This window comes from Ferroplasma sp. (genome assembly GCF_037442045.1).
Lineage (GTDB): Archaea > Thermoplasmatota > Thermoplasmata > Thermoplasmatales > Thermoplasmataceae > Ferroplasma.
This window is the reverse complement of the sequence record NZ_JBBIRC010000049.1, coordinates 1-9,575: the sequence shown is the minus strand read 5'-3', so window position 1 is coordinate 9,575 and position 9,575 is coordinate 1. Positions and strand designations below refer to the sequence as shown.

11 protein-coding genes are annotated in these 9,575 nt (G+C 34.2%); all 11 read left to right on the top strand.

The genetic code is table 11. The features are described 5' to 3' along the window. Window positions 1-357 (top strand): hypothetical protein (locus WKI77_RS06475; RefSeq protein ID WP_337861014.1); only part of this gene is annotated, 357 nt, incomplete at its 5' end. 90 nt (window positions 358-447) lie between these two features. Further along, on the top strand, window positions 448-672 hold the full coding sequence (locus WKI77_RS06470) for an ATPase (RefSeq protein ID WP_337861013.1): 225 nt from the start codon (window positions 448-450) through the stop codon (window positions 670-672). 12 nt (window positions 673-684) lie between these two features. Next, on the top strand, window positions 685-1,254 hold the full coding sequence (locus tag WKI77_RS06465) for a hypothetical protein (RefSeq protein ID WP_337861012.1): 570 nt from the start codon (window positions 685-687) through the stop codon (window positions 1,252-1,254). Continuing rightward, window positions 1,254-2,315, top strand: coding sequence for a V-type ATPase subunit (locus WKI77_RS06460; protein WP_337861011.1), 1,062 nt, complete (start codon window positions 1,254-1,256; stop codon window positions 2,313-2,315). The genes WKI77_RS06465 and WKI77_RS06460 overlap by 1 nt, the downstream gene beginning before the upstream one ends. After that, a complete protein-coding gene (locus WKI77_RS06455; RefSeq protein ID WP_337861010.1) occupies window positions 2,316-2,624 on the top strand; it encodes a V-type ATP synthase subunit F in 309 nt (102 codons plus the stop codon). It abuts the gene before it with no gap. Further along, window positions 2,625-5,660: a V-type ATP synthase subunit A gene (locus WKI77_RS06450; protein WP_337861009.1), complete on the top strand. Its 3,036-nt coding sequence runs from the start codon at window positions 2,625-2,627 to the stop codon at window positions 5,658-5,660. It begins immediately after the preceding gene. Then, window positions 5,653-7,029 carry a V-type ATP synthase subunit B gene (locus WKI77_RS06445; protein ID WP_337861008.1) on the top strand — a complete coding sequence of 459 codons (1,377 nt, stop codon included), beginning with the start codon at window positions 5,653-5,655 and terminating at the stop codon, window positions 7,027-7,029. The genes WKI77_RS06450 and WKI77_RS06445 overlap by 8 nt, the downstream gene beginning before the upstream one ends. Continuing rightward, a complete protein-coding gene (locus tag WKI77_RS06440; RefSeq protein ID WP_337861007.1) occupies window positions 7,029-7,661 on the top strand; it encodes a V-type ATP synthase subunit D in 633 nt (210 codons plus the stop codon). Before WKI77_RS06445 ends, WKI77_RS06440 begins: the two co-directional genes overlap by 1 nt. Continuing rightward, complete coding sequence (locus tag WKI77_RS06435; protein ID WP_337861006.1) at window positions 7,651-7,797, top strand: hypothetical protein; 147 nt, start codon at window positions 7,651-7,653, stop codon at window positions 7,795-7,797. Before WKI77_RS06440 ends, WKI77_RS06435 begins: the two co-directional genes overlap by 11 nt. Then, window positions 7,794-8,120, top strand: a complete 327-nt coding sequence (locus WKI77_RS06430) for a hypothetical protein (protein WP_337861005.1) — start codon at window positions 7,794-7,796, stop codon at window positions 8,118-8,120. Before WKI77_RS06435 ends, WKI77_RS06430 begins: the two co-directional genes overlap by 4 nt. Continuing rightward, the coding region (locus WKI77_RS06425; protein ID WP_337861004.1) for a V-type ATPase 116kDa subunit family protein at window positions 8,121-9,575 on the top strand (1,455 nt) is incomplete at its 3' end.

Sequence of the window (9,575 nt, the reverse complement as noted above, 5' to 3'; positions counted from 1 at the left end):
GCCGGCATCATATATCTGGTCACACAATTTGAGAGGACACAGGGGCAGGTACTTGGAACCGGGCTTGGATTGTTATTCGTTCTTGGTTTCATGTGGGTATCAATTATTTCGCCTGTGATACTGGTAGCTTTGCGTGTTAAATTTACCGGAATTGGATATTTGAAAGACCTTGCAATACTGGATTCAGTATCTCCTTCCTATTTTCCGGATTTGCTTGCTGACTACCATATCGGTTTATATTCAGCAGTTAAGGCTTCCTCAGTTGGAATTAACATATATTCAGTTGTTGCAGTAGGCCTTATCTGGGTTCTGGTACCATCCATCCTTGCTTTCTTAATAGCAAGAAAGAGGGATTAAATCTTTTCATAAAATAAATATAAACTACACAAACATTTTAGTAATAAATAATTTTATATAACTTATTTCAATCCAGATTTAAGGATATTTATGGATGTTGCAGACGCTATATTGGCTTTGGCTGCTTCAATTGCAATTGCTGGCGGATTAATAGGTACTGGAATGGCACAGCAGGGTATTGGAGCCGCAGGAATGGGTATAATCGCTGAGAAGCCTGAAAAATTCGGTCAGGTATTGTTTTTCTTCGTTATACCGGAAACGCTATGGATTATAGGTTTTGTTTTGGGAATTATATTACTATTGCATGTAATATAAAAAAGATGTTTTATGTCTCTTGAAAATATATTAAATGAAATAGAAAATTCGACGGAATCAGAACTTAAGGCAATCAGAGATGATTATGCAGCCAGAATGGAGGCAATTTCGAAATCATGCAATGAAAAACTGGCAGGAATCAGAAATGATTATGCGATTAAATCTGAGTATGATATTAAAAATATAACCAGACAGTTTGAAGATAATATAAAACTCCAATCAAAAAAAATTATTGATGAGAGAAAAAAAGAAATATTAAATAACTCTATGCAAAAGCTAAAATCTTATGTTACTTCTCTTAACAAATCATCCAATTATGGTGAACTTCTGAAAACCATGGTTGAGGAAGCAGTAAACAAACTCGGTAAACAAATAAATGTATATTGCGGAGAATCAGAAATAGAAAAACTTCAAAGCTTTAAATTTCCAGATCAAATTACTTTTAATAAAGATAAATCAGTAAAATCAGGAATTATAGCAATTTCCTCTGATGGAAAAAAAGAACTTGACATGCGTTTGAGCAATATATTCGATTCACTATCTTATGATATTGAAACATATCTGTATGAAAATATTAAATAATGGTGATTTACATTAACACTACATATTCAGGGAGTTATGGAAGGTTAAAAATACATTTTAATGATTATCTTAGCGATAGTTTTGTTAAATCTCTCCTAGAACTGGATATTAAGGATATAAGATTAAAATTGTATGAAACGTCATATCGAGAAGATATCGATAAGGCAACTACAATAAGCACCGATGATGTAAATATATTAATAACTGCCATTAACCGGCATGTTATAAACAATGCCAGAACAGCCCTTTTTGCAATACCACCACAGATCAAATCATTTATGAAGACATATGTTTCAAAATGGGATATAGAAAGCATAAAGGCAATTATCACTTCTAAAGTCATAAACCATGAAATAAAATCTACAGATAGTTTTATTATGAGTTTCAGGGATATTCCCCTTGGGATATATGCCGGGAATCTAAAGAGAGAAGATTTTAGAATACTCATGGAGAAAAATGATGTAGATTCAATAATTAATTATCTTCTTAATTATGGTTTTAATTATTTATTAAAAGAATTAGAAGAATATAAGAAAACTGGAGATATATCATCTTTACTTTCTGCCATGGACTATCATTATTACAGTGACCTCATAAATAATGCATTATTTTATAATGGCGATGAGGGCCAGATTATTAATTATGTAAAAACTACCGTTGATTTAAATAATATTCTTACACTTGCAAAGGCACTTGAACTGAAAGTTCCATTTGAAAAAATAGAAAATAAAATTATAGGAAATGGGAATCTTTCAAAATCATCCCTATCTGATATTTTTAGATCCGGCAATGTAATCGACCTGCTTTCCGTTTTTAAGCATTTTAATATAGACGAGGCACTGGATTACTATAATGAAAATAAAAATTTAAGCTTATTTGAAATAAGCATGCGGAAAGCGCTGTTCCAGAAATATATTGATGTAATGTTAAGAGATACTGCTTCACTTTATATATTTGCATATGTTTTATACGCTGAAAGGGAAAGGGATAATTTAAGATCAATAATTGTGGGCAAGTCATATAAGCTTGATAATAATATAATAGAGAGGATGCTGATATAAATGAATGAACTCTGCCTGATAGGTGAAAGGGAACTGGTTACAGGATTCAAGCTTGTAGGCATAAATGATGCATTTATTTCGGAACCTGAAAATGGAATAACTGAGTTAAAGCAACTGTTCAATTCAAGGAAATATAATGTGATTATGGTATCACAGTCCTTTGAAAAATATATGAGTGATGATGAACTCAAATTATACACAGAATCCATGGATCCTCTTGTGATATTTATTCCGTTGCCAGGAATAAAGGAAGAAGAATCTATATATGATATGGCAAAAAAAATCCTTGGTATTGATATTGGTGATTAAATGGAAAATAAGGGAACAATATACAGCATATCCGGACCGGTTGTAATAGCAACAGATCTGGACGGTAAAATGTTTGACGTAGTGCGTGTTGGGAATATGGGTCTTGTAGGCGAAGTTATAAAAATTGTGGAAAATAAATTCACAATCCAGGTATATGAAGATACAGGTGGCCTCAAGCCAGGAGAACCTGTATATTCAACAGGTAAACCATTGTCAGTCGAGCTTGGCCCCGGATTGCTAAAATCAATATATGATGGAATTCAGCGCCCTCTTGATATAATTATGTCAGAAACAGGGGACTTTATAGTAAGGGGAGCAACTGCACCGCCTCTGGATGAGAAAAAAGAATGGGATTTTACACCTGTATTAAAAGCAGGCGATGAAGTTGAGCAGGGATATATCATCGGCACAATCCAGGAAACAGATATAATAATGCACAAAATCATGGTTCCATACAATGTAAAAGGCGTAATTAAAAGTATAAAGGCAGGTAAATTTAAAGTATCTGACACAGTTTGCACTGTAGAATCAGGCAGTGAAAAATTTGATATTAAATTAAAGCAAATATGGCCTGTAAGGCAGGCAAGAAAAGTTTTTCTTAAATTTGCACCTGAAATTCCGCTTATAACGGGGCAGAGAGTAATAGACTCGTTCTTCCCTGTTGCCAAAGGCGGTACAGTTGCAGTTCCAGGCCCATTTGGATCTGGTAAATGTGTTGCAGGCAATACTCCTTTGCTTCTGGGCAATGGAAGCATAGAATCAATAGAAAATTTGTATAAAAACGCATTATCCAGCGGTGAAATACAATACCAGAATGAGAACGAAACTTTAATAAAACTCAATTCACCCATTAATGCATATTCATTCTACGATGGAAAAGTTTCAGAAAGCAGATCAGATTATATATATAGAGGAAAAAGCGACTCTTTAATAAAAATAAAGACCGAAACTGGAAGGCAGGTTAAGATAACACCGGTACATAAATTATTTAAGCTTGATGAAGAAGGGAATATAGTGGAAACAGAGGCAAAAAATTTAAAATTGGGAGATCATATAGTTTCAATAAGAAAATTCAAATCAGGCAAACAGAATGCAGGCGCCAACTCAATTCATAAAAAAATATCTGAAGATCTTGCTGAACTTCTTGGACTTTATGTTGCTGATTTCAATGTAAAAGGCAAAAGCACATTTGTATTTACAAATTCAGATGAAAATATCATTGACCGTGTTAAATACTTGATGAAAAATGTTTTTAATTTAAATGCAAAAACAGATAATAATAAAGCAAACAATATAACAGTAAGCAGCACAGCATTGCCAAAATGCATAGGAACATTGATTTCAGGTAATGCCAGTATATACGATATAATAATGAAATCAGGCAATAAAGCAATATCATCATTTTTAAAGGGTTATTACCTGGCAAATGGAAGTTACCGTAATGGCAATATTGAATTATTCACTGCAGGCAGAAAAGTTTCAATATCATTATCATACCTGTTAACAGGACTGGGAATATTGCATTCCATTGAAAACAACAGGGTATTTATAAATGGCATAAATGAAATTAAAAAATTATACTATAATATAAATTCTGGCAATGAAAAATATGAAAAAATAGAAAGCATTAAAAAATACTTTGATTCCAGAAAGAATACATTTACATCCATAGACCTTGTTCCGGCAGGAGTTCGAAAAACAGATAGTTCATACAAAGAATTAAGATCCAGTGAAATTGAAATAAGCAATTATAACAATAATGAAAATCTGGATGTTAATTCAGAAAATGGCACTCTATTAATAAGCAGTGAAAACGTTGAAAATATAAAATTAAATCACATTCCAGGTGATTTCATCTATTTTGACAGGCTTGATAGCATTGAAGAAATAACGGGCCCCTTTGATGTTTATGACATAACCACTCCAGATTTCGGAAGCAATTTTGTAGGCGGCGATGGTGCCATATTATTGCATAACACTGTTATACAGCACCAGCTGTCAAAATGGTCCGACGCAGATATAACCGTTTATGTAGGATGCGGCGAAAGGGGAAATGAAATGACTGAAATATTATCAACATTCCCCGAACTTGAAGATCCAAAATCTAAAAAACCATTAATGGAAAAGACAATATTAATAGCAAATACTTCAAACATGCCAGTTGCAGCAAGGGAAGCAAGTATTTACACCGGTGTCAGCATTGCAGAGTATTACCGTGATATGGGATATGATGTTGCACTTATGGCAGATTCAACTTCAAGATGGGCAGAGGCACTTAGAGAAATATCAGGAAGGCTGGAAGAAATGCCAGGTGAAGAAGGATATCCTGCATACCTTGGAAGGAGAATATCAGAATTCTATGAAAGATCTGGAAATGCACAGATAATAGCTCAGGACGAAAGAACGGGTTCAGTAACATTAATCGGTGCAGTATCGCCTCCAGGTGGAGACCTCTCAGATCCTGTTGTGCAGAACACATTAAGGGTAACAAGAGTATTCTGGGCTCTTGATGCATCACTTGCTTCAAGAAGGCATTTCCCTTCCATTAACTGGCTTAACAGTTATTCATTATACCTTGATTCTCTTTCAGGATGGTTTAAAAACAACGTTAATCCGGACTGGACACAATTGCGTTCACTGATGATGGGAATACTACAGAAAGAAGCAGAACTGCAGGAAATTGTGCAGCTTGTTGGATATGATTCACTGCCAGAAAAGCAGAAGAATATTCTGGATATTGCAAAAATCATACGCGAAGATTTTCTCCAGCAGAATGCTTTCGATGATATAGATACATACTGTTCGATGAAGAAACAGTATGAAATGCTAATGATCATAAAAACACTGAACGATATGCAGGAAAAAGCCATTGATTCAGGATTAAAGGTAACCCAGACTGCAACTCTTCCAGTCAGGATGAAAATATCCAGGATGAAAGAAATAACAGAAAATGATTTTGAAAAATTCTACAGTGATATAATAAAGGAAATAAATAATGAATACAATAATGTAATGGAAGGTGTTGAAAGTGTCTGATATTATTTATAAAACGATTTCGCAGATAAATGGGCCGCTCCTCTTTGTCGAAGATATCAATAACGCATCGTACAATGAAATAGTTAATGTTTTGCTCGACAACGGGGAAACGGTGAAAGGGCAGGTGCTTGAAACCAGAAACGGTGTTGCAGTTGTCCAGGTTTTTGGTTCAACAACAAGCATGAGCCCAAAAAGTACCGGCGTATCATTTACAGGGAGCACATTTAAACTTCCAGTATCAGACGATATGCTTGGCAGAATATTCAACGGTTTTGGAGAGCCAATAGATAATGGCCCAAAAATATATTCAAAGGAAAAGGTGGATATAACAGGAGCTGCAATTAACCCATATTCAAGGGAAGAACCCAGTGAATTTATAGAAACAGGAATATCGACAATAGATGGAATGAACACTCTTGTTATGGGGCAAAAGCTTCCTATATTCTCAGGAGCAGGGTTATCGCATAACAGGCTGGCAACACAGATATCAAAGCAGGCAAAAACATTAAAAGGCAATGAAAAGTTCGGTGTCGTCTTCGGAGCCATAGGAATAACCAGCGAAGAAGCAAATTATTTTATGAAGCAATTTGAAACTTCCGGTGCATTATCTGAATCTGTAATATTTTTAAATCTTGCATCAGATCCTTCAATGGACAGAATAATTCTGCCCCGTGTTGCACTTACCACCGCAGAATATATGGCATATGAAAAGGATATGAATATGTTAGTTATTCTTACAGATATGACAAATTACTGTGAAGCTTTAAGGGAAATATCATCATCAAGGGAGGAAATCCCGGGAAGGCGTGGATATCCCGGATATATGTATACAGATTTAAGCACAATATATGAAAGAGCAGGCAAAATAAAGGGAAGGAAAGGATCAATTACACAGATTCCAATTCTTACAATGCCCGGCGATGATATAACAAATCCGGTTCCGGACCTTACAGGATATATAACTGAAGGACAGATAACATTATCAAGGGATTTGAATAGAAAGGATATATATCCAGAGGTAGATGTGCTTTTATCATTATCCCGTTTAATGAACCAGGGAATTGGCGCAGACCATACAAGAGAAGATCACAGGGGGCTTGCAGATCAGTTATATTCATCATATGCAAAGGGTAAAGATGCAAGGTCTTTAAGTGAAATAGTTGGTGAAGAAGCACTGAGCGAATCGGACAAAAAATATTTACAGTTCGCAGAAGATTTTGAAAACAAATATGTTAACCAGGGTAATACAGACAGATCCATTGAGGAAACACTTAACCTTGGCTGGGATCTTCTGTCAATTTTACCGGAATCTGAAATGAAAAAAGTAAAATCGGCACATATACAAAAATATGGAAAATGGGAGAAATAATGGCAAATACTGTCAGGTTAACAAGAATTGAATTAATAAATACGAAAAAAAGGATAAAAGTGGCTTCCAGAGGCCTTGAACTCCTTAAAATGAAACGTCAGTCTCTCGTAATGGAATTCTTTAAAATAAATAATGAAGTGAAAAGCCTCAGGGAAAATATAAGAAGCGATATAGAAAAGGGATTAAATGCCATAAAAGTAGCAGAAATAATAGATGGCACACTGGAAATAGAACGTATTTCATACATGTTCTCTTCACCTGAAATAAAAATCGGTGGTAAAAATATAATGGGCGTAAAAATACCTGAAATGTCAACCATACCTGGAAAAAACATCATAGACAATTCATATCTTGCAGCATCAGTCCCGGCATCCACATACGACGCTATAATGCTTTTCAACAAAATCTTCATGGAGCTTCTGATAGTAGCACAAAAAGAATCATCAATGAGAAAATTATTAAGGGAAATAGATAAAACCAACAGAAGATCAAACGCAATTGAAAATATAATGATTCCGAGATTTAAAAATAATTTAAAAATAATAAGGGAGCATCTGGACGAAACTGAAAGGGATTCCTTTGCCACACTTAAGTTTGTGAAGAGCCACGTGGTTTCAGCAAATGATAAATAAGGAACCTTTAATATTAAGCATGGTTGCCATGGATAACAGAAAAAAATTTGAAAACATCAAAATGGCCTTAAAAATAATAAAAATAGTGCTTGCAATAGCATTTATTGCAATATTAATAATGGTGATAATTAAATGACAGAAATAGATCAGCTAAAGGTAATTAAAAGCAAGGAAGAAGCGAAAAAGCAGGCAATATCAGATCTTAAAGTGGACATGGAAAAACAGTTAAAAGATAAGGTAGAAGAATGCAACGAGAAGGCTGCCAGTATCGAAAATCAAATTATCAACGATTATAATAAAGGCATAGAGGAAATAAAGGAATCAGAAAGCAAGAAAATGGCGGATACTCTTGATACACAGAAGGCAAAGGCAAATGTCATGAAACTGGATATACCGGATAGAAAACTGGATGAAAAAGTCTATAACATGATAATTGATTATATTAAAAAAAGTGATTGAATGTTCAAACCCGTAAAGATGGCCAGGATCAGAATTATCGGTATGAATTCATACAAAAATACAATAATAGATGACTTGCACGATTTAAACGTAATCCAGATCGAAAATGTAGGTCAGGAAGTTGCAAAGGTATTTAATGTAACCAATTCAAACCAGACTTATAAAACACTATCTGAAAACCTTTCCAGATTTAAAGGGTTTCTGTCAATTCTGCCTGAAAAAAAGGTAAAAAATAAAAAATATTTTAATTCAAGAGAAGAACTTCTTGAAGACATATCAAAAATAACCATAACTGAAGAATTAAACACATTAAGGGACGATGAGGAAAAATTTAATTCAATAATAAGAGAAAGCACTCTCACTTTAAAGCCCCTTGATATCATGTCCAGCTTCAAGGAAGATATGTCCATACTTAATAATGGTTATATTGAAAGCTTTATAATAAATGCATCCGATGAAATTAAAGATTTGAAAACCGATTATGCAGCTTATATAAATTTAAATAACGGTTACTTTATTGTATCCATAAATAAAAAAAATGAGCCGGAATTTCTTTCCCTGCTCTCATCAAAAACATACAATACGGTTAAAGTTCCTGAAATGAAAGGAACAGTAGGAGAAAATATAAAATCTGTTAAAAAAACTATTTCAGAAGCATCAAAGAGCATAGAAGGAATTAAACCATCTCTCAATGCACTTTCAAATAAATATTACGAAACCATAGCTCAGATAACCGAACAGCTTGAAATATATGTAAAAGAAGAGGAAATATTGAGCAATATAGCTTTTTCAGAAAATGCATTTGCTGTGGAAGGATGGATTCCTGAATATGATTATGAAAAGCTTTCTTCTGTATTAAATGAAGATTCAAAGAATACAGTTATAATTCAAAAAATAGAAACAAAGGAAGATCCACCAACAAAATTATCCAATCCAAAACATTTCAGAATCTTTGAGTTTTTTATCAGATTCTATTCGCTGCCTGAGGAATATGAATTCGATCCAACAATGATTTTTGCCCTTGTATTTCCAGTATTTTTCGGTTTAATGGTTGGAGATGCGGGATACGGCCTTGCAATACTTCTTGTTTCACTTTTCATTATTCACAGGGTAGACCATCCTCCTGCAAAGAGCCACATACCAAAAAAAATATCGAAATTTGTGCTTATGATAATGGGGAAAAACTCATTAAAAACACTGGCAAAGGCCCTTATACCGGCATCTATTATTGCAATAATATTCGGAATTATCTTTAATGAATTCTTTGGTTTCACAATATATCCCGTACCTTTCCAGATCGCTTCATCACCTGTGCCGGTAACTCATATAGGGCTTTTACTGGTAATATCAGGTTATATCGGTCTTGGCTTTGTAACGTTTGGATTCGTTTTGGGAGTAATAAACAATATGTATATAAAGCACAGAAAGGCTGCTGTTGCAAAGATTGGGTGGATT